Raw genomic sequence first — 21,045 nt, forward strand, 5'->3', positions numbered from 1 at the left:
GACGCCAACTGCTCCCGCGTGAAAGGACGGAAGAAAGGTCACCCCGAGTGTACGGAGGTAATCTACGTCTAGCTGTACATTCGGTGTCATCGGAGCCTCGCTTACTGTGGGTGTCACCCCAAAGCCCGTTTCTAGAACTGAGCTTTGGGGTGACACCCACAGGCCAAGGCCTAGGGAGTCACCGAACGTTAGAAGAATAGGTTGATCAACGAGCCAACCCAGCCGAAGCCAGTAGTCAGTACGGTGAACAGGACGCTACCCAGGAGCATGTACCAGCCAAGAGCACGGCTCTGACGGCTAGAAACAGATCGATCCTGGTACATCAGGTAGAACTCACGGTCAGCAGTGTTTGCCTTCATGATCTGGAGGTCTACCTCACTATCGTTTAGGACACCCAACTCAGCCCTTGCGTCGTAGTCGAGGCCCAACTCCTTGTAACGGATTTTCAGCTCGCCCGAGCCATGCGCGAAGCGAAGCACAAATTTTCCGTTAGCCGGATTGTAAATTTTCAACAGGTCACCGCGCTTTGCCAGAAAACCTTCGCCTTCCTTCATGCGGTTATTGTTGATCCGGCAGATATGATCGGTGGCGTCTTCCAAGCTCAATGCATGCAGCTTGCAGATGCTTTGACCCGTCACGTTAACCTTTGCAGCGAAATAGCGCTGTACCCGGTGAGGGTCAAGCAGTCGAAGGAAGCGCCAGACAAGGCCGCAAACAGTTACGAGTGCTTTTTCAGCGAAGTTCATTTGCTCGGTATGGGTGTTCATTTCAAGTCTCCAACGGCGCTCGGTCGCCGCGATATTGCACACACGAAGGTGGCATAAACCCTGCCGCCGAGAATGGCAGGGCTTGCTTATCAAGCAGTTGCTTGTTCAGGTACATCAAGGTGGTCAACGGCTTCAACAGTCGATGCCGCTGCTTTCGCAGCAGCACGCTTTTGCTGCATGTGAAGCCGCTTGGTAACACGACGCAGCGACTCACCCTTTCGGGAAGCATCCAGGAAGTCCTGTTGAGTCATTACTGCCGTGAACGCCTTGAGCAGTTCATACGGGTCTTCTTGCTCGCCGGCAATGCGCAGACGATGGCAGAACAACCAGTAGGCCCATTTTGGAAGCCACGACCCAGTGTCGTCATAAGACTCGTCAAGCACCCTTTGGGCGCTTGCTTGCATCATGACGGCAGTGCAGTCATGAAGCATTGAGCCTTTGAGTCCGAACTCACGCTGCCCCATTACAGGCTTTGTGATCCGATAGGCGTAGAACGTACCGTCTTCGACCCATTCCCCATTCTTGATTACTGGGCTCATAAACAACGCCTGCTCCAATCTTTCGATGGTGGCGTTTTCTGTGAACGATTCAGTGCCAAGAGTGGATAGCGTGTCGTCGTCTTCCAGGGTGTCGAGGTGACCCCCGCTGCCCCAGATTTTTCGACGATCCAACTTCAACGTTGCACGAGGCTTCGTTGTCGCTGGTGCTTTGGGTTTGGGTTTGGAGATTTGCTTTGGTTCGGCGAAGTTTTCACCGAAAAGATCAAGTGCAGCTTGCATAGTGATGGCCTCTTTCAGGCGCACCACTCCCCGTAAGGGCGTGGTGTGCCCATACGGGGTTGGAGGGATTAGCTAATCATTCGAACATGGAAGCGCCCAAGAAACTCAGGCCTGCCATGAAAGGCGGTCGATCAGCAGGAACAGCCTCAACTTCGTCCTCGAAAGAGGCCTCAATTTCAGCATCGTTTGGTGCTTGCTCGTCGCTATCAACAACCGTAGTTGCGACAACGGCAGAGCCAGCGGTGGCGCCGAGAGTGTTCCTCGCGGTAGCAAGAGCTTGCTGAGCAATGCTGCTCGAAACCGCGTGTGAACAAGCCGCCATTACTGGTGGCTGTTGACTCACAACAACAAGAGGCTGCTTGTCGCGAAGGCGAGCCAGCAGTTCGTGCTGGTCACCCATGGCTTCAAGGCATGCAATCAAGTTGTAGAACTGCCCAGGCTGCAAGCCCAAGTCCTTCTCCACGCTTTTAGGCATGAAGACCAGCGCGTCGTCGATGACCGAAGCCAACGGGGCAACTTGCTGGTGTACGAAGGCAAGGCCATGGAGTTTTGCAGTGATTTCGCCGATACGAGCTACCGTCCGGTAGTTGATGTTGTAGACGCCATGATGCTGCTTCTTCCCATTCAACACTTTCAGAATATCGTTGCTCTCACGGGTCAGGTACTGCACAAGCCCACCAAACACCCCTTCTCGCAATGCAACCAGACCTTCGCGCTGAGCTTTGAACAGAACAGGGTCAAATTCCGACTTGCTCTCATCCAACTCCAGCTTGATAGGTACTGGCGAATACGCAAAATTCATACGGCTCACGAAATGCTCCCAAGTGGGTTGGCGTTTACGCAGCGCATCAACAAGCGTGTTTACCACTTCCGCAGAAACGCCCTCACGAAAAGCCTCAGCGGCGATCAGTGCAATACGTTCGTTGCAGATGGTGGAATAGCGGTGACTGTCTGCTTCGATCTGAGTGGCCCAATCTGCTTTGATGGCATTCAGGTCTTCGATCTTCGCGACAGCTTCGGTACGACTGCTTACAACGCCCATTTCAAGGCGAACAGCGGCGCCACGATCCAGAACTGCGTTAGCGCGGTCACGGAGGCGGCTGTAGTTGTTCAGAAACTCTTTCGGGAAAATTTTCTCCTGAATAAGCTTCCGTGATGCACTAGGCAGTTTCTCAACATCAATGCCCAGCTTGGTGAGGTCGAACTGGCGTTCGGCGCTCATGCAGCTAACCATCAAGTTGAACACTACAACTTGGTCATCATTTACAGCAGTGCGTACTTTTGAAACGTAGTTTGTAGTAGTCATGGTATTGCTCTCACCTGCCGCCGCAGGGAAATTTATTTAAACGTCCGATGGCGGATGCCGGACGTATCGAGTTGCAACGAACTCAAAAAACATCCGGCGCGAGCCGAATGTTTTTTCAGCTCACTGGGAGAACAGCCCCCCGTTTTAGGGGGGGCTTTAATTACCGACTTCTCAGGATAGGAATTCAGCCATTTTTGAAACCATGGCTGGAATTAGTCCTTCTGCGTTTTCTGCATGCGCAAACTTTATGTTTGCCGTCCTCAACCAGTCACATGCGCTTTCGGCGCCGATGACCAGAAAAATGACTTCCGCTCCATTACGTTGAATGGTCGAAGTCATCTGAGTAGCGTGTTCAACATCGTCTGGCAGTCCATCAGTCACCACTAGGAGCAGTTTGCGCTGCGCTTCATGGCTCAGAAGGCGAGACCCAGCTTGTAGAACAGCAGAGCCAATTGGAGTGCACTTACCCCCTACCAGTCGATGCATGCCGGCGATGCGATCCATAGCTACACGATGATTGTCCCCGAAGGACTTAACCATGCAGTTAAGTTCGCCGGATGCTGGAGCGAACCCCAGAATCTCGCGTGGCGTGCCAATTTCATGCAGCACCTTTTCGAGCATCGATAGCGCAATGCGAATCTGCTCAGCAACCGAGCTGCCTTCCTGTTCAATCCCGGTGGAAGCGGACAGGTCGGCAGTAATCGTTACAGCAGCAGTCTCTTCAACCCGTTCCTCTGCTTTCGCAAAGACTTTCGAATCGTTGAGTGCAAAACGGTAAAGGGCACGGTCTGATAGCTGCCCGGTGCGAGCAGCGAAGCTTTCCGTTTCCTCCCGATTTGCGAGCAGTGCGCGTAGACGGTTTCCCATCACATTTGCTTTACGACCAGTTACTTGGGCGATTGCCGCAGCCATTTCTCGATCCGCAGTTACGACGGGCATGCCATCAGCAAAACCATCGGCTTTACCTGCACCTGCGGAATAATCAATGACCAGACCATCTACCAGCGGTTGGCCTTCATAGGCAGGATTTACGCCAGAGGCGATGCTCCCAGCCAGTTCTTTAAGAGCCGAGCCCTTGTCGAACACTTCCTGGTTGCCCAGATTTTCGTTCAACATGCTTTCGACCATTTCCTTCAACGACTTCCCATTGTTGGTATCCGCACCCGGCTCTGGCTGGCTATCGCCATCCTCACCCTTGTTGCCTTTACCATCACTGGACTCGTCGCTTTGCTCACCCTTGGAGCCGGCTTTGCCAGACTTACCTCCAGCCTCGTCATCGTCTTTCAACTCAGAAGAGGATTGGTTGGAGGATTCGTCGCCATGTCCTTTGTCACCATCTTGCGGCTTATTGCCGGCCTCGGAAACGCCGCTCTCATCTTCATCACCTTTCGGATCAGCTTCTGAGTTTTGGCTATTGCCTTGACCTGCATCCTCGCTGCTGGCTTGAGATTCACGATCAGTTCCAGTGTTCCGACCTTCACCTTGCGGATCGGAGTCAGGATCACTGTCATTGTCAGAATCGGACTTAGCAGACTCGCTGGAGCCTTCGGCATCATCTTCGCCTTCGCTGCTCTCAGGAGAGTTGCTGGGCTGGGACTGCTCTTGCTCTGCAAGGGATTGCAGAAGATTGATGATCTTGAGCGCGAGGGCGCCGCCATCCTCTGTAGAGGCGACTGCGGGAAACTCGGCATCCAAAAGGTTACGCAACTCTGGAATCACCTTGTCAGCATGTTGGGCCAAATGCTTACGCAAATTTCCCTCGACGCGTGCGGCAGCCACACTGATAGACGGCCAACGTTTCGCTGTCAGGTACGAGAGGCAATAGCAAGCCACCGCCTCCCCCAACCCTGCGGAACCATCACGGAACTGATCACGCTTGATCAGCACCATGGTGGAATCCAGCAAGCGATTTGCAGCCATCAGCTTCCAAGCGGCCTGACGGCCCTCCATAAACACATCATCTAACGCGTTCAGAAGAAACCCGGCAAAAGAGCCATGCTCCTTACCGAATGCTTGGAAGAATTCAATATTACTGCGCTGTATGTGTCCCACTTCATGGAAGGCATTGCCTTCGAACAACACCAAATCATCCGGTGTCAGTTCAGCCGGCAATGCAGGCAACCACATGACCTTGCCATTGGTGGCAGGGCCAACGTTATGACCGACAACGATCTTCAATTTCGAGTCGCGGGCCAATGTACGGATAAACGAGAGCCAACCTTTTGGTGCATTGGTAGCAGTATGCATTTAAAACTCCTTACCCATCACTGGGTTTGTGTGCCCAGTTTGGGAATTCCCAGCGCCAAGGATGGGAACCGACCCGAGGGCCGTTTCCAGCCCAAGGTGGGGTGTTTTTAGATAGTGGTCAGTCTTGCGGAAGCTAGCTCCAGTGCAATCTCCATGGAGCGCAACTGGTAACCCACTTCCTCACGCTTACGTGAATCGCGAACAGGGTGAAGCTTTTTCAAGCGGAACTCTGCTACGGCGTAAACGACAACAGCGTGTGCAATTTCCAGCCTGCAAGAAGCGAGTTGGATTGCTTTCTTGACCATTACCTTTGCGTTGCTGATTTGATTTTTCATGGCATTTCTCTCACACGCCGCGTCGTGGATTGTTGTTACTTCCAGGTGCGGAGGCTGGAAGGGTTGAGCTATGGGCTCGGAAAATCCTTCCAGCGCGTGAGCGGGAAGATTTTCCCAACTCACAAGAGAGGTAACCCCCCCCAGAAGAGGGGGGGGAGTTATGCTTTATGCAGCGTCCCAAAAATTCTTATCTTTCAACTTAGTAAGAAACGAGCTGGCCGTATTGGCGTACTCACTTGGGAGTTCAAGCTTGGTGCCGAACACCAACTCGTAGGTTGGCAGAACGACAAACTGATCGGTTTCCTCCATACCCGTGTAGATCGCATCAACAAACGCTTTCGCGCAGTCGGGGATCAACTTAGGTTTGTTGTCGACCATAACAGTCTTATCAGTGCGGCCATACACAAGAGCCTTGCGACCCCAGCGTTGAAGCTCACGGAACGACAAGGTATCTGTCATTTCCCCTTGCTCAAAAGCGGCACGGACACGAATAGCAAGCTCAATCATGAACTTCGCAACTTCTTTTGGTAATTCGCCTTTGGTGCTACCGATCAAAGCTTTCAGCTCTAGAGCCGGTTTCATAAAGGTCATTTTGAAACAAGTGAAGCGCGAACGAACTGCGGTATTTTGTGTGTTTACTCCGACATAGTTAGGGTTACGGGACATTTTACCGCCAGTGTTATCAGTAGCGAACAAGCGGAACTTAGGATGCCGCTTGATGGTCATCGAACCTTCAACCTTAGCCAGATCATCGGGCTTAACCAAAGGGTCAAGGCCGTGATGTTTCAGGGTAATCGTCTGATCCCCGTTTAATACGTCGTTGATGGACAGCAGTACGCTTGGTTTGATTGCAGCCAATTCGTCGATCAGCACCGGGATGCCGTGACGCAAGCAGTAGCTAAGAACACCATCAGCAGCCTTAACGTTTCCATCCTCAATCGTTTTGGAACCCATCAGGTAAGTTTCATCCAAGCCTGGACCACCGTTAATGGTCATCAGCGGGATGTGCAACCGTGCACAGAATTGCTGCACGAAAGATGACTTACCAGTGCCCTTCTCACCGTTGAACATCATGTTTTCGCGGTTGGCATAAGAGCGCAGCACGCGAGCAACCATGTCTGGTTCAAACACGTAGTCAGGGTTGATTTCAGGCACAAATGGGGAACGAACTGCGTCAATTACAAACGGTTCCTCAAACCCAAGAATGGGATCGGAAAAACCGAAGACTTTGTGCAGGAGAACAGAACGCTGGGTTTTTTTAACTTCGGTCATTAGATTAACTCCGCAACTGCCGCGAACAGTGCATATTGGTTTAATGCCTAGGTCGCGGGGACTAGGCATGGAATTGAGAACTCCAGAAAAACGCCTAGCCTTGAGGGCTAAGAATTTTTCTCGCAGCCCTCTAAGTAACAGAGAATCCCCTCCGACCCGAAGGTCAGAGGGAAGATTGAAGCGACTAACGTGCCGGTTTACTTCCGAACGATGCGTACAGCCAAAGTCCAGTCCCTGCTCCAAGAGCAAGGATCACGCAACCATTTGCAATTAAGTCGATCATTGATATTCACCTGTAAAAGTCATCGAAAATTGAGGTTATTACTTACTCTTTCTTCTCTTTCTTTTTCTTGGTGGTCTTTTCCTCCTGGTCTTGGTCGCTTCGGCCTTGCCCTTTTGCTTAGCCTTCGGGAAGGACATAGCAAGGTCGGACAAGAACATCAGCAGCAACAGAATTGCCGCAACGATGGATACTGGCTTGTAAAAATCAACCGGAATTACCCAGCCACCAGTCAATCCAAGAACAAAAGTGTTTACGCTATAGGCCAAAGCCTTGATTTTAAGTTTTTTCATTTTTATCACCGTAGTTTAATCGGCATTTTTAAAACCAACGCCACGGTGCTACCGGCGACGTTGGAAACCGTCGCCGGTAAGGTTTTTTAATTAATGACGCACTTCGTAGGACGGCAGGACTACCGCAGGGCTTACAGCGAACTGAATCTCGCTGTTCACACCATGAGAGTCACGCATAAGCTTCCGGTGCATGACCTTTTGCTTAATCTCTTCTAAAAGCGCTTCTTTAGATCGCTCGTGCAGAGGTTCCAACCAAACTCCTAGCCAATGGGCTTTGAATTCGGAACGGAACTCCTTCGAGAGCAGTCTATGTATACAGATGACCTGAGTTGGAGCCCAGATTATCTGGATGGCTTCATGGCCGTCTTTGGCCTTTAGGAACACACTGTTTTTCGCAACATATTCCATCTTCTCCAGATGACCCAACTTCAAAGGTTCAAGAACCTTGTCTATGAGGTCACCTTCCGCAAGCATTGCAGCTACAAGAGCTGATCCGCGTTCGAGGGCTTGGTCTAACTCCATCTGACGACGGTGTTGAACTTGGCGCTCTGCGTGAAGTGAGCACATCGAAAATTCGTTATATGCCATTTCTAAGCTCCACCTGCCGCGCACAGGGGTATAAGTGAATACCCAGGCGCGGAGGCTGAGTAGTTACGCTTCGCGCAGACAATACTCAGCCTGAGCTGAATGAGGTCAGCTCGAAGTGTGAAGTTCTAATGGAAATGGAGTCAGCTCTACAGGCGCACTAGGCGTTGTAAAAACTGAAAGCGATTGGTCAAAGACCTATCCTGCTAGGGAAGCAAGATGCTTAACGCGAGGCTCGCGTAGAAATAGAAAAAGCCACCTGGCCACATCTACTCAACAGAGGACGTGGTTGGCAAATTCGATGCGGCAATACAGAGAATCTGTACGCCAATTTGGTTTTGCTATGTCTCCTGATCCTTACACGATGACGTGAGAAGGCTCAAGTCCAGAAAACGTTTGCGATGACGCAAAGGTGAACTGGGTGTGCAAGCAATGCTGGCACATAGAACACCGCTTTTTTACCGCATCTGCCAAACAAAGGCAAGCGACTGCCTGTGTGACTTGCTCCCATTTTTCCGCGCATGCGCGGCTATTCAGACAAGCTGTGACTCTGGGAGCATCGCTGCCACTAACATGCATCGCTGTGGCGTAGTCAGCACAGCACCACGCCCCTCAATCTCCACGGCAAACCCTCCTGACTTATCCGGTTCGGCTACCAAGCCGATTGAATACTTTCCAGCACCATTGCGGACAACTACTCGATCACCAACAACGGCCCGACTTGCTGGCTCAATCACAACGACCCAACCACTGAATCCTATAGGCTCAAGCCCGCTCTCAAAGGTAAGCGCAAAGGCCGTCTCGTCTGCACTGTAAAAAAGAATTCGCCGCGCCGTCACAAATGGCTCGCCCCAACAGCCCCGTGTCACTGAGCGGACAAGACTGACAGAAAGAAGTCGGGATATGCGCATGTTGTCCAAGTCACCGCTCTCATGCGCAAGACGGGGAGAGATCGCGGCGGGAGATACTTTCAGCACCTGGGCGAGTTTGGTTAAGGAGTCGAGTGTGAGGGGGATACGACCACTCAAAATACGATTGAATGTACTAGCGTTTTTCCAGCCGCATTCAGCGGCTACATCAGTTTGCGTTAGCCGTCGAGTTAGCTTGGCTCGCTGATACGCAGCACGCAGGCGGCTGCCTTCTTCTTCGAGGATGATAGGAGAAATCGACGCCATTCGGGGATGCACACCTAAGTAAAGTGCGCCCATTATGGTCGAAAGTGAATTGTTTTAGGAGTCTGCCTGCCTACTGCGCAAAGCGCAGTAGGACAGACAGTTTGCGATCAAGCAGCACGAGAATGCCGCTTGTTTACACCACCATTAACCGCGAATGATTTAAGCGTTTGGAGACGGTAGTAGAACCCTTTCAGGTCTAACACCCCTTCTTCAACGATAACGTCTTCCCAGTCACGCCCCTTAACGTTTTCTGGGTTGCCGCTAGGCATCATGAAGGTCACTTCGAAGCCCTCTTTATAAAGGCGACGGGCGAGTTCCCAGGCAAAGTATTGTCCATCGCCACTTTTACGATTGCGCTTCGGGTTTACCGGATCGCAGTCGCTCCAGATGACGACAGAATCAAACTCAGCCTTGTCCACATGCAACTTGGGTAAGGAGCCGCATGAGTAAGCTACTTTCACTGACTCACCTGTAGCCAGATGAATCGACCACCCCTTTTCAACACCCTCGGCAACGTGCAAAACACGGCCTTGGGTTTTGGCAATGGTGATGGACGAACCAGCGAACCCAGGCATCGGAGCACAAATCTTTTTGACTTTGCTGACCGGTGCTTTATCGCCACTCTCAGTGATGAAGATGCGGTGAAAATTCACCACAACCCCACTCTTTGAGCGAAATGCACTTACTATCGCGGGGTATACCCCGGCGAGGACTTTCTTTTCCTGACCTTTTTCACCATCCACCCAATACTCAAGACCTGGATGGAAGCGAACGTCATGGATATTGGAGTTGAGCGGGATACCCCTTTTCTTGAAGTATTCACGCCCTGGCGCAGCGCTTGGATGGTCAAGAGTCACTAAATCTCGGGCAATGAGGAATAGCTTCTCCTTCCTGTAAGCGATCACATCCTGAGTCATTCCCGATGAAGCAGGTCGTACCACTGGGGCCGTTTCCTTGCGCACATGGTCACTACTCGAAGCTGGATTCAAAGCCTTGAAGATTTCAAGCATGCAAGACGTGTAGTCCTTACCGATGCCGTCCTCCACTAAAAGCTCGACAGCGCTCATGCCACGATCCTGCATGCAGGTGCAGATTGCTCTGCCTTCGTAGCTAGCATCGTCAGTAAACCGGAAGTCCAGCTTCCCGCCGGTCGCACTGTGGCGGCTAGGGAAAGGGCAATCGACGAGCTTGCCAATTTTTCCGAGAGCTTGGTCAAACGTGTTGGTCATCCGACCGATCACGTTAAACCAGCCTCCGTTCTGTTGCACAAGCCGATCAACTGTCTCGGAAAGCGGTTCCGTGAATTTCGATGTATTTCGTTTGCGGTTCATAGCTGCCTGTCTCCTGAGAAAAAGGCAGCCCCATAGGGTCTGCCCCTATGGGTTGGTGGTGTCGCATTGTTAAAGATCGTTCCACGCAAAGCGTGGATTTCCCAGCCGGGATTTCGGCGCCTTACGACACCAAGTCCGACCAAGCTAATGCTGCACGGCGCTAGCTGTGCGAGCAGTGAAAAGGCGAAAAACCCGAGTTACCGGGTTTTTCTGATGGATCATTTGCTAGAAGGGCAATCCAAGTCGTTCGCAGCAAATGCTGCGCAACGTGACTGGTTAGCACCTGCCAAGTCGCGGCGCGCATCATCGAAGGTCAAATAACCCACGAGAGCAGCGACACTTAAAACGGCCAGCAGAGTACGTTTCATATCAAGTTACCTCACGATACTTAGAAAGCGCCTCCACAGCAGCCTACGGCAACCAATGGCGCCGAAGGCGGGTTCACACACGAATAACAGCAAAGCTGATACATCGACGTGCGTGCCCCAAATCAATTTCAGTGCAACAACAACGAACCGACTGAACGAGAAGACAATGGCGAGCCATTATCAGCACATACAACCGGGGCGCATCCGTCACGCCAGCGTACAGGACGCGAACATAGACAAACGCAGGAACAACCTAGGGCTGGAGCGAACTCAAGCCTGTAAGCCGCTAAATCCTGGTCTTCTCTCTAGCCGAAGCCTTCAAGTCGATCAGAAACGTCAGTCAGTAAAGACCTGGGCGAACCCTAGCCAATACAAACCAACAAAACTGCATCGACCCACTGGGAATGCGGACGAACCAACACAAGAACCAAATAGGACGACACAGCTGTCACCTATAAGACCCAAGCAAGCTCAGACCCGTCAAAGTGACAACTCTCGATCAGAACCATCATGCCGAAGCAATCAAAATCCAAAACCGAGAAGGGATTGGAAGTTGAATGCCGAAGCGATCTAGTTCCAATCAGGGTTGCCGAAGCGTGCGATGAATACCAACGCATGCAACAGCTCACAGAACAAACGCGATGACGCATTTAGCTCTGAGGCGTGACCAAACTCTACGAAGACGTAAAGCGGGAGGTCACATGGAGCACGTACAGGTTCGCGCTATTGGCCGTGCGATTCAACCCGGCAATGTCCCCAAAACCATAAAAAAAGGGGGAGCATAAGCTCCCCCTTTCCTGTAGCCGCGCATGCGCGGATTTTGTGTTTACTGATGATTGATCGACACCAAATTCATAAGCTTCAACGGCACATCAATAAATTCCTCGCGCCCTTCGTCGTTCAGGTAAGCGACCACACCCATGCTTGGGGATTTAGCCTTTTTATTGAGGATCAGTTCGCCAGTGAAGTCTTTCTTGGCGTCAGCGCCCATCTTGAACTCAACCATGATGATTGCACCTTTCGCTGCTCCAGCAACTCCAGCAGCAGGCGACTCATCAAGTGGCGCTTGTTCGGCAGGCTCCTTTGCGCCACCGGCTAGCTGTGAGGCACCAGCGGTCGAGGAACTGGCCGGTGCGAGTGCAGACTGCCCGTTATTCTCGGCACTCTGCGTATTCGGGGAGCCCGGTTGTTGTTTGCCAGACTGCGAATCGAGTGCGCCACTCCCTTGCTGGTCAGTTACAGCCGAGCCAGCGTTGCTTGCCGCTTTCTCACCAGCGCCAGCAGCGCTACCCTGGTTGTTCGACCCTGCACCGGTAGGCGTGCTTGGTACGTTACTAGGCGCCGGAGTGCCTGGATTATGCTGGCCGGAGTTAGCGGGCTGATTCGCCGGCGTGTTCGCTGCCGGCTTAGAGCCAACTGCTTCCACTGTGGCTGGCCAAGACCAGCTTGCCTTATCGAATTCGTAGCCATCAGACTCCGCCAGAGTTCGAGCCTGACGCAGTAGAATGCGAGTGCTCGGTGCGCCCTCCACTTTCAAGCTCTCGAAAATTGCCTGACCCAATTGCTCATTCGCCTTGCAAGTAAGGTCGAAGGTGTTGAGGGAATCCAAATCAGTGAGAAGCTTGAGGTGGCAAGCGTCTTTTGCGATCTGGTGGAATTCGGCAGCTTTCAACAGTAGGTAGACGGTCTTTTCGGGCAGGCCGTAAACCTCCATCAACTCGTGCTGCGGAACTACCCTTTTTTCTTCGTTGGAAAGCTCTCGCTTGTAGTCCAGCAGAGCTTGCCCCAACTCAACAGGGTTCAGGTCAACGCGAGCAGTGTTCTCATGAATCTGGCAGCGCAGCTGATACGCACGCCCCTTCTTGAGCCAATCGGTATCGATGATTGCCGCAACCTTCCTTGGAAGATCGCTGATAGCCGGATGGTCTGCACTTGTTAGCCGGGAGCAAAGCGTGCGGCGGTGCCCCACGGCGATGCCGTACTTGAGCGCTGGTTTGCTTGGATCGAGCTTGTTCTGAGGTAGAGGGTACACCCGAATCGGCTGTAGCTGCTTCGACCCTTCGATAGTCAAGCGCAGGTCAATCAGACCATCAACGCTGTCGTCCACAACCTTGCCATTGCGGATGTTTTCCGCTGGGTCATAGAGGATTTCATTGGTCGGATCTAGATGGATAATTTTGTCGGACTGGTTGACGAGAGTGCCTGCGTTTACGCCGGCAGCCGTCCCGCCGCCCAACGCTGCAAGATTGCGCTTCATACTGCCCCCTTCACAGCCGCGGCCCTGGCCACAATATCGGCACGAACGGCGCGGCTAATATCTTTGAAATAATGGATGCGCTCAGCTGGAATCTCTGGGATGCGAGAGGCCATTTCCCCGTAAGCCGCGCACGTTTCCTGACTGGCCTGACGCTCGTTACCGCTTTTTCGAAGGTGCCATACAGGAATGCCCATGCCTTGCGATTTGTCAAAAGGCTTGCTCTGACGAATCGGGGTGGGGATAAGAGCGGCACCGCACAGATCGCATAGGTGCTGGTATTTCAGCAGCGTATCCTTCTCGCCATCGAGCTTGAGCTTGTTGATCAAAATACCTGTGATGGACAGCTCAATGCCAAGAATCTGCCCAATATTCTCGATGCTACTGAGAACGCCTTCGAGAGCTGACTCGGCGAATGTGTCTACCAGCACAGGTGCGTAGATATAGTCGGCGGTCGCGCAAGCGCTTGTGGTGCGCACGCCCGGAGCTGGCGGTGTGTCGATGACAATAAAGTCATAGATTTGACCGAGAGCCTGCAAGTTCTCATAAAAGACGCTGGCAACGCTGATTGGCATCACATCCACGCCATTGAGTTCATGGCAGTTGCGTGGCGTTGCAGCTACGTCGATACCGCTTGGGTGAGTCAGCGGCTGAAATACCTCAGCAGTACCCTGCTCGAAGAGTGCAAGGGCTGGTGTATGAACATAGTTGGACAACACGTCACGGTTGAAGAAAAGCTGAGTGATATTGCCCTGCCCATCCAGGTCGATGACCAGCACTCGGTAACCGAGTTCGTTCAGGTAGTGCGCGTAGTTGAAGCTTGTAGCGGTCTTGCCGACACCGCCCTTCTGGTTGGTCACGGCAACGATCTTGCCGAGCGGTTCTTCACTTCTGGCCAGCACAGCCTGAATGACTTGAGCCAAGGGGCGAAGTGACGGTTTTTTCTTAGTGTTCGGTCGCGTAGTCATAGCCTATCTCCTAATAGCGCTGACGACTACTTTACCGGCTCTAGGCCTCAGATCAAGCAATTTTTAGCAAAAAGCCGCGCAATGCTAGGGAGTAGTGAAGGCTAAAAAACCATTGAACTGCGCTTATGACCAATAGATATAGGGACTTTACTAGGTTTCCGCCTGTAGCGCCGCTTCAACGTATTAGCGCCAGCGCAACACTTTTAATGGTCATTTAGCCGCGCAATGCGGAAATCAGACCGCTTATTCCATAGCGGAAGATTAGCGAAATTCCGCGCATGCGCGGACGGCTTGAACCCCATGGACACCCGGCAAAGCATTCACAAGTCCGTTTCGATGATCTTTGCATTGGCACTGCTCGTCGTCTTATTCAGAAACGCTACGCGACTGGCGGCCTGATCCTTCGAGGTGAATTTCCCCATGAACAACACATGCTGCTTCAACTTCTCGGAATACCGATACGTAAAATCGTTGATTCCATAGGCTTTAAGGAAATTCGAGAACTTGTCAGCACTGCCTTTCTCCCCATAGGTGTAGATGACTGAATAAGAAGTTGCAGCCGGGGCCACAACCAATGGCTTCATATCGCCGCCAGCCATCACGCCAGAAGCAATCACAACATCGTCCACACTGCTTGGTCTCGGACGCGGGGCTTTTGGGGCAAAATCGGAGACTACGACCAAAGGGGCGATGTGATTATCAATCGGCGGCTTGTTCACCTCAGACGCCGAGCCTGCTTCTGCGACTGCTACCGGGGCCGTATGCGGCTTGGCCCTGGCGACGATAGCTTTCGCTGCATTACTTTCTTTCACCGCAAACGCAACCGGCTGCTCGCCGTAGCTGCCCGAATACACCGCACGGTTAGTCAGTACAGGCCCTACCACGGAGGCTTTCGCAATCTCGGTTTTGACAGTCAACTCAGCAAGCTGGCTTCGAGCATCGTTATTGATCTGAGTTTTCTTGGCTGCCAGCTCTGAACGAATAGCTGTTTCGTTCACAACCTTTTCCAATCGAGCATTTGCTTCCGTACCGCTCGATAGCGCTGTTCCCAGTGCCGCTGTGAGATTGACAGATAGACCTGCCAGCTCTTGGGATAGCTGTTGATCAACGTCGGCTAGCTGCCTAGATTTACGCACTTGTATGTCGCGTTTAGCTTGTTGCAAATCACCTTGAAGACGATCCACCTCCAAGGAGGATGCGTGGCCGCTTGCGTTTGCCGAGGCGACAGGAGCATTGATCAAGTCCCGCTCCACGTCGGCAAGTGCGTTGTTCTGCACTTGCAGACCGTCGAGCCTCGATTGCTGAACAGCAATCTTTGCGTCATAACCGGCCTGTACCGCTACAAGCTGGCCTTGAAGACTGTTGATCCGCTCATTCAGCTTGGCAATTTCATCGAGCAAAGGTTGAGAGGCGCCATGCAACTCAGTCTTGAGCAGGGTGATCGCATCTTGAGCCGTACCGATATCTGCTTGGACTCGACGCTTGGAGTCTGCGTTGGCCAGCGCAATTTTAATCCGCTGCGATTGAGACACCTGATCAGCCGCCTGATTGTTGGCGGCTGCGTCCCGTTTTGCGCTAATGATCCGCGCCTGGAAATCTTGCTCAAGCCGAGAAATATCACGCGTCGAATCGGCTTCAATCAATGCCTTTTTTCGCTGAGCCTCGGCTTTGGCCTTTTCAACCTCAAGCTCGCTTTTGAGCCGCGCCTTCTCAGTTGCAGAGCTTGTGCTCTGAATAGAGCTACTGTATTTCTGATCAAGCTCAACAAGCCGGCGATTCGTATCAAGCTCGGCCTCCATCAGCTCCCTGTCACGGTCATTCTCGATCAATGCCTGCTTAACTGCTTGCTCCGATGACTCTTTCGCAATACGGGTTTGGGCATCGTGAGTAGCAGTAGCATAGTCACCCATGCGAACAGCTTCGCTATCACTGGCTTTGAGATTGCCAGCCCCAGCCTCCACTTGGCTTATCCCTATGGAAGTTTCCAGCGCCTTGCGTCTTTCTTCGAGCACATCCAGATCATGCTCAAGGTTCTTTGCCTTCCGCATGTAAAGCATCTGCTGTTCCGTATAGCGCTGCGCCCCCAGAGAGTCGAGCATACGGTCATCGTACTGCGATGCGGGCTGAGTCAGGCCAACCTCGGGTACAGAGTTGAAAGAACAACCGCTAAGCAGTATCGCGGCTGTCAGTAATGTCAGTGAAAATGTGCTTCGCATCTGGGCGTCTCAAGTGGCGAGCTATCTCTGTATTGATAGTGGGAATGAAAAGTCCCCTTTTTTAGGGGTCAGAGCGTTTCCGTATTAACGCCGAGCCGGTCGAGTATTCCTTGAAATTCCTCAGTCGTGCCGGCGACGAAGCCTATTTGCCACCCCCCGCGCTCAGTCCTCACGATGGCGCAGGGGTATCCCGTTTGCTCAGCCACTATTTCTTTGAGGCGCTTTATGTTCACGTCCTCATTAACGCCCGCGCTTGGTGCGGGTCGCTTCTGCATTTTCAGCTTGTTGACCTCATCCACGACCTTGCGAGAAGACCACTTCTTGGCTGCTGCCTCTTGGGCAATCTGCACCTGCTTACCAACAGATGAAAGGCCGCATAGAGGCCGAGCTTGTGCGTAGCTCAGTCGCTCACTTCCCAGCATGTCGCGCACGGAGAGCGGCAGCGACAGGAGCCTCAGATAGTTCGTGACGTGTTCGCGGGATTTGCCTATCTCCTGGGCAACCTCTTGATGGGTCATGCCTGAGTGGAGAAGAAGCTCATAAGAAAATGCTTCCTCCAGTGCGTTGAGGTCTTCGCGCTGAATATTGTCGGCGCCACTGAGGTACAGCGCCTGCTCATCAGTGAAATCACCGATGCAGCAGAGCAGTACCGGCATGCCAATAAGCTGAGCCGCCCGCCACCTCCTTTCGCCGCAAATAATCTCGAAACCGTCGGCGTACTTGAGTGGACGCACAATCAACGGAGTAAAATTTGTGCCAGTGGTTTCGAGGCTGGCAGCCAGCTCCTTGATCGCCTGTGGCTTAAAGTTTTTTCGCGTTTGATAGACCCCAGGCTTCAACTGCTCAACAGGCAGCGTTCGGAAGCTTTTCACAACAGACCGGATATCGAATCGCTTTGCTTCAAGCACATCGTATCTGCGATGTGTTCTGCGCGCTTTCCTGCCGGTGCGCAACGCGCCGTCTCGCGATGACCTAGCTGACATTGATCCGTACCTCGGTGCAACGCTCGTAAATAAATAGGCTGCAAGCCCCGCGCTGCAAGGGATTGAGCAGAGCGTCACGAACACCATGACAGCCCACAATGTTTCACGCGGAACATAAGCGAATCCGCGTAACATGTTTCGCACTATAACCTACGCAGCGCCCCCCACCCCATTTCATACTCAAAAATCATGATGGTAACTGAGGGATCTGTCTGGCTAACTCCATAGTGCTGTCATGAATAAAGCCCCAAGGCTTCGGGGCTGGGCGAAATACAAGCACCAACCCAGCATTAGGCTGCCGGTATGTGTAGGCAATGGGCTGAGCGATGTATTCGCTACGGTCGTCGGGGATGAATTTAGTACGAACCAAGGCATCAATGATCGGCTTGCACGCGGCGGCAACGCTCTCAACGTCAAGGCAGCTGCTCTCAGCTGTCGCGTAGACCTCTTCTACAATGAACGGAAAGGAGCGAGCCTGATTCTGTTTCCAGAGGTCATAGGTCTCAAGATTCAGCATCATCAGCGCTTCGATTCGCTTACGCCATGTGGTCTTGAGTTGTGTCGCTTTCGCGTCATGCATACGCAGGAGTACGTTTTGGCTGAGCAACTGAGCACCTGCTAAAACCAGTATCAGAGTGTTGCTTTCCGGGTCGTAGCTCAGAGTGTCCCTTCGAGAGTCCTGGTTGTTTAAAGCCACCCTCTTAGCCCTTTGTGTTGCAGCTGATGGTTGACGCGGCTGTACAGCCTGCACTTGAGACCCACCCTCATAACCCGAGGCGGGAACTGAGGGGCCGGCGCTCAACCCGCGCTTTGCACCGTTTCTTTCTTCCTGCTCCGCAATCCTCGCCAGTAGCTTTGGATCACTGGCGATTGCCCAGCGCTTACCCATAAGTCCTCCAGTTTTCAGGGGCTGGAGGATAACGGCTGAGTTTTTTTTATAGCCGCGACGACATCACCCCTCAAATTGTGGCCTTTCACTTCCCACTCGTAAGTAAATGGGGCAGCGAAAATCAGGCCATGAGACTTCAACGAATTTGCATAGTGGACGACGCGAAGGGCATGCAGACCCTCGCGCATCGAGTGCTAGTACAGCAGCTCGGTAAAGAATTGGTGGTGGCTTCGAACGGCTTCGAGGGTTTGGAGGTAATTAACTCGAACGAGCCCGACGCATGCTTCATTGATGTGGAAATGCCAGAACTGAGCGGGTTGCAACTGGTTAGCATTCTTCGCGCTAATCCCCGCTTTGAAAAAATGCCGATAGCCATGCTTTCAAGTGCGGCCAGTATTTTCGACAAAGAAAAAGGGTTGATTGCCGGCGCCGACCTGTACCTCACGAAGCCGTTTTCCAAAGACAGCATCGAACAAGCCTTACGAACGATGGAAGGCTTGCATGACTGAAATGATCAACAAAGAGCAGCGTTTGGCCGCGTTCCGCCTCGGCGACACCCCATGCCTCTGCGTCACTTCAAACCTCGACGCGGTGATGCAGACGCCCACAAACGCGCTAATCATTCCTGGAACGAAACCGTACTTCCTCGGTAACGCGAAGATTGGCCGTGACCTCGTTTCGTACTTTCACCTACCAACCTTTCTCGGCCTCAACAGTGCAGGCCAGTCAGAGGCGCAATATGACAAGCCTACGACTCTGATCCTCCGAGACCCGCTTTCTTCGTCAGTGTATGGATTGGTAACCGACGAAATCATCGATTTCATCCCCGCCGTCGAGCTTGAAGACGCGGCACGCGAAGATTTGGCAATGCCCGCCATGCTGACGCCGTACTGCGTGGGAGTCGTTAAAGCCAGATCAAGGCATTGGGCATTGATACACCTGGACAACATCATTCGAGACCAGTCGTTCCGCTCCGTCGAACTCCCGGTACAGAGGCCATAAATGAGCAAAAATCCCCTAATCCCAACCTGCATTACGGCTATGGTTGTGGCTGGAGCCCTTGCTGGCTTCTGTGCCTACGAGTACAGCACTGGAGTCAGTGCAGATCGGTTCTACAGTTCGCAAGCAAACACCTTGCAGAACGCGGCGCTGAACACCATCACGCTCTCGATGCGTGCTGCCAGCGACGCTAGTTATGTTGGACAGCTCCAACAAGTAGCGTCTCAGGTAGATGCATCGGTAAACACGCTTCGGCGAGGCAGCGCCACTGCCGGCATCGCGCCAATTCCCGCAGCAGGAACCGCTAACCTCGATCACCTAGAGGTAGCCTGGGGAAAGGTGCAGGCTGCGATTCAGCAGATCAGCGCCTCGCGAGGCAACAACACGGCATTCGAGCGACAAGCTACTGAGGCCACCCAATTGGCGGTGAACTTACAAGCCGAGTCCAAGGACGCAATTGATCGAATCCAGTCGAGTAGTTTGATCGATGGACGGATCAAGCAAGCGCTCTTAAAAGCACAAAAATCGGTCTCGGAGGGGATCGAGCTATTGGCTGGCACTCCAACTCCAAACAGCGACAGCCTGAGCCTCGCCCTAGAAGCGAGCAAGAGTTACGTGGCGACACTTGCTAGCGTCGGTGGCTCGATGCCACGCGACGAAGCCCTGATTGGGCCGTTACTCAAGAGCTACAAAACGGCACAAGCCCTCACTCGCTCGTCTTTGAAAGCTATCGAAGCTTCAAGCGGAACCGTTGATAACGCCCCCTACGTTCGCGCCATTTGGGCTGAGCGTGAAAACCTCGATGCTGCAATCAACGGTCTACAGCATGCGATCAATACACTCCCCCAATCTCGCATGGTCACGCCGATGACGCTGTTGGCATCGGTCGGTGCTCTCTTGATCGTCGTGCTAGCTGGAGTGACGTTGATTCTGCGTGAGTCGCGTTCGTATACCCGCAAAGCTGAAGCGATGACTTTGAGCGTGCAAAACTCCCAAAAAGAGCGCTCTCAGGAGCTGCGCCTTTTGGTTGACCAAATGCAGAAAGCCGGAATGGGCGACCTTACGGTTTATTTCACAGAGGACAAAGAATCTACATATGAAATCGCGCACGCGTTAAATGACGTATTCCCGAAGTTCCGGGAAGTTGTCAACAACGTTCAGCAGACCATAGCGAGCCTTTCCGCCGCGTCAGAGGAAACTCTGGCGATGGCCAAGAACACCGAGCGCAGCCGGAACGAGCAAGTACAAGCAATCCAGCACATTGCGCATCTGGTTGAAGAACTGAACAATTTCACCAAAGGAATGGATGGCGTGTTCAGCCGCACTCGTGACTCTTCGGTCTCGGTGGGCACACATATCGCGACAGGCTCCAATGCTGTGCATGAGGTTCACGATGCAGTCGTCAAGCTTGCTCAGTCGAACTTGAACATCATGCATAGCGCCAAGGCGATGACTGAAAACATCCAAGGCCTTGAGAACTTGGTAGATGTCGTTCGCCGTGCGGCCAATCAGTCTGCAACCGTTGCGCTAAACGCGTATCTCGTAGCTGACGCCATCACAGATGATGACCTCTCGAAACGAATCAGAATCAGCGCCGAGGCCATGTCAAAGCTATCGAGCAACGCATCTGTGGCAGCCGAGCAGATCGACACCAACCTCCAGGCTATTAACAATGCCGCCAAAGAAACCCAGTACGTCCTGGAAGAAAGTCAAACAGAAATTAAGGTTCTTACAGGCACATCCTCGAACGCGCTAAAGGCGATGGGCAGTATAAGCGAGCAGGTAGCGCAGCTTGTTGAAGGCATTATCAGCATGGCTGGTCAAACTAAAGACCTGAATGAGCGTTCCGAAGAAGTTCGCGACACGATGGATAAAATCCATCACTACGCCTCGGATCACAGTTCTGCGAGTGAGCAGACAGCGACCGCCATTAGCAACCTCAACAAACAGGCTCAAGTCGTGGGCAATACGCTTTCGACGTTTACTGTCTAGGAGGTT

The 21,045-nt window shown here is 52.7% G+C and carries 19 protein-coding genes; 3 read left to right on the forward strand and 16 right to left on the reverse strand.

Annotated elements, in window-relative coordinates; genetic code table 11:
• Nucleotides 1-188: 188 nt before the first annotated feature.
• From ASC85_RS22845 to ASC85_RS22910, 16 genes are all read right to left on the reverse strand, one after another.
• Complete coding sequence (locus ASC85_RS22845) at nt 189-767, reverse strand: hypothetical protein (RefSeq protein WP_057451471.1); 579 nt, start codon at nt 765-767, stop codon at nt 189-191.
• Between the two features lie 89 nt (nt 768-856).
• Nucleotides 857-1,546, reverse strand: a complete 690-nt coding sequence (locus ASC85_RS22850) for a hypothetical protein (RefSeq protein ID WP_057451472.1) — start codon at nt 1,544-1,546, stop codon at nt 857-859.
• A gap of 76 nt (nt 1,547-1,622) precedes the next feature.
• Nucleotides 1,623-2,852, reverse strand: coding sequence for a DUF3150 domain-containing protein (locus ASC85_RS22855; RefSeq protein WP_082534449.1), 1,230 nt, complete (start codon nt 2,850-2,852; stop codon nt 1,623-1,625).
• Nucleotides 2,853-3,023: 171 nt separating this feature from the next.
• A complete protein-coding gene (locus ASC85_RS22860; protein ID WP_057451474.1) occupies nt 3,024-5,099 on the reverse strand; it encodes a hypothetical protein in 2,076 nt (691 codons plus the stop codon).
• A gap of 107 nt (nt 5,100-5,206) precedes the next feature.
• Entirely contained in the window at nt 5,207-5,434 is a 228-nt protein-coding gene (locus tag ASC85_RS22865; RefSeq protein WP_057451475.1) for a hypothetical protein, read from the reverse strand.
• A 165-nt stretch (nt 5,435-5,599) separates the two neighbouring features.
• Nucleotides 5,600-6,706 (reverse strand): AAA family ATPase, encoded by a 1,107-nt coding sequence (locus ASC85_RS22870; protein ID WP_057451476.1) that lies wholly within the window; start codon nt 6,704-6,706, stop codon nt 5,600-5,602.
• Between the two features lie 321 nt (nt 6,707-7,027).
• The gene (locus ASC85_RS22875; RefSeq protein ID WP_057451477.1) at nt 7,028-7,279 is read right to left on the reverse strand and encodes a hypothetical protein; all 252 of its coding nucleotides are present in this window, start codon (nt 7,277-7,279) and stop codon (nt 7,028-7,030) included.
• A gap of 90 nt (nt 7,280-7,369) precedes the next feature.
• Nucleotides 7,370-7,867: a hypothetical protein gene (locus ASC85_RS22880; protein WP_057451478.1), complete on the reverse strand. Its 498-nt coding sequence runs from the start codon at nt 7,865-7,867 to the stop codon at nt 7,370-7,372.
• A gap of 530 nt (nt 7,868-8,397) precedes the next feature.
• A complete protein-coding gene (locus ASC85_RS31540) occupies nt 8,398-9,039 on the reverse strand; it encodes a helix-turn-helix domain-containing protein (protein ID WP_162254889.1) in 642 nt (213 codons plus the stop codon).
• A 107-nt stretch (nt 9,040-9,146) separates the two neighbouring features.
• Complete coding sequence (locus ASC85_RS22885) at nt 9,147-10,370, reverse strand: DUF7146 domain-containing protein (protein WP_057451479.1); 1,224 nt, start codon at nt 10,368-10,370, stop codon at nt 9,147-9,149.
• Nucleotides 10,371-10,588: 218 nt separating this feature from the next.
• Nucleotides 10,589-10,738 carry a hypothetical protein gene (locus ASC85_RS32300; RefSeq protein WP_156395697.1) on the reverse strand — a complete coding sequence of 50 codons (150 nt, stop codon included), beginning with the start codon at nt 10,736-10,738 and terminating at the stop codon, nt 10,589-10,591.
• A gap of 826 nt (nt 10,739-11,564) precedes the next feature.
• A complete protein-coding gene (locus ASC85_RS22890; protein ID WP_057451480.1) occupies nt 11,565-12,995 on the reverse strand; it encodes a hypothetical protein in 1,431 nt (476 codons plus the stop codon).
• Complete coding sequence (locus ASC85_RS22895) at nt 12,992-13,960, reverse strand: ParA family protein (RefSeq protein WP_057451481.1); 969 nt, start codon at nt 13,958-13,960, stop codon at nt 12,992-12,994. The genes ASC85_RS22890 and ASC85_RS22895 overlap by 4 nt, the downstream gene beginning before the upstream one ends.
• 320 nt (nt 13,961-14,280) lie before the next feature.
• On the reverse strand, nt 14,281-16,059 hold the full coding sequence (locus ASC85_RS22900) for a hypothetical protein (protein WP_057451482.1): 1,779 nt from the start codon (nt 16,057-16,059) through the stop codon (nt 14,281-14,283).
• 185 nt (nt 16,060-16,244) lie between these two features.
• On the reverse strand, nt 16,245-17,294 hold the full coding sequence (locus ASC85_RS22905) for a ParB/RepB/Spo0J family partition protein (RefSeq protein ID WP_082534452.1): 1,050 nt from the start codon (nt 17,292-17,294) through the stop codon (nt 16,245-16,247).
• 52 nt (nt 17,295-17,346) lie between these two features.
• Complete coding sequence (locus ASC85_RS22910) at nt 17,347-18,048, reverse strand: hypothetical protein (protein ID WP_057451484.1); 702 nt, start codon at nt 18,046-18,048, stop codon at nt 17,347-17,349.
• 152 nt (nt 18,049-18,200) lie between these two features.
• On the opposite strand from ASC85_RS22910, the gene ASC85_RS22915 reads away from it, so the two are divergent.
• Genes ASC85_RS22915 through ASC85_RS22925 form a run of 3 tightly spaced genes read left to right on the forward strand, consistent with a single transcriptional unit; the run spans nt 18,201 to nt 21,039 of the window.
• On the forward strand, nt 18,201-18,557 hold the full coding sequence (locus ASC85_RS22915) for a response regulator (RefSeq protein ID WP_234821230.1): 357 nt from the start codon (nt 18,201-18,203) through the stop codon (nt 18,555-18,557).
• Entirely contained in the window at nt 18,550-19,050 is a 501-nt protein-coding gene (locus ASC85_RS22920; RefSeq protein WP_057451485.1) for a hypothetical protein, read from the forward strand. The genes ASC85_RS22915 and ASC85_RS22920 overlap by 8 nt, the downstream gene beginning before the upstream one ends.
• A complete protein-coding gene (locus tag ASC85_RS22925; protein WP_057451486.1) occupies nt 19,051-21,039 on the forward strand; it encodes a methyl-accepting chemotaxis protein in 1,989 nt (662 codons plus the stop codon). It abuts the gene before it with no gap.
• Nucleotides 21,040-21,045: the final 6 nt, after the last annotated feature.

This window comes from Pseudomonas sp. Root401 (assembly GCF_001425105.1).
GTDB lineage: Bacteria > Pseudomonadota > Gammaproteobacteria > Pseudomonadales > Pseudomonadaceae > Aquipseudomonas > Aquipseudomonas brassicacearum.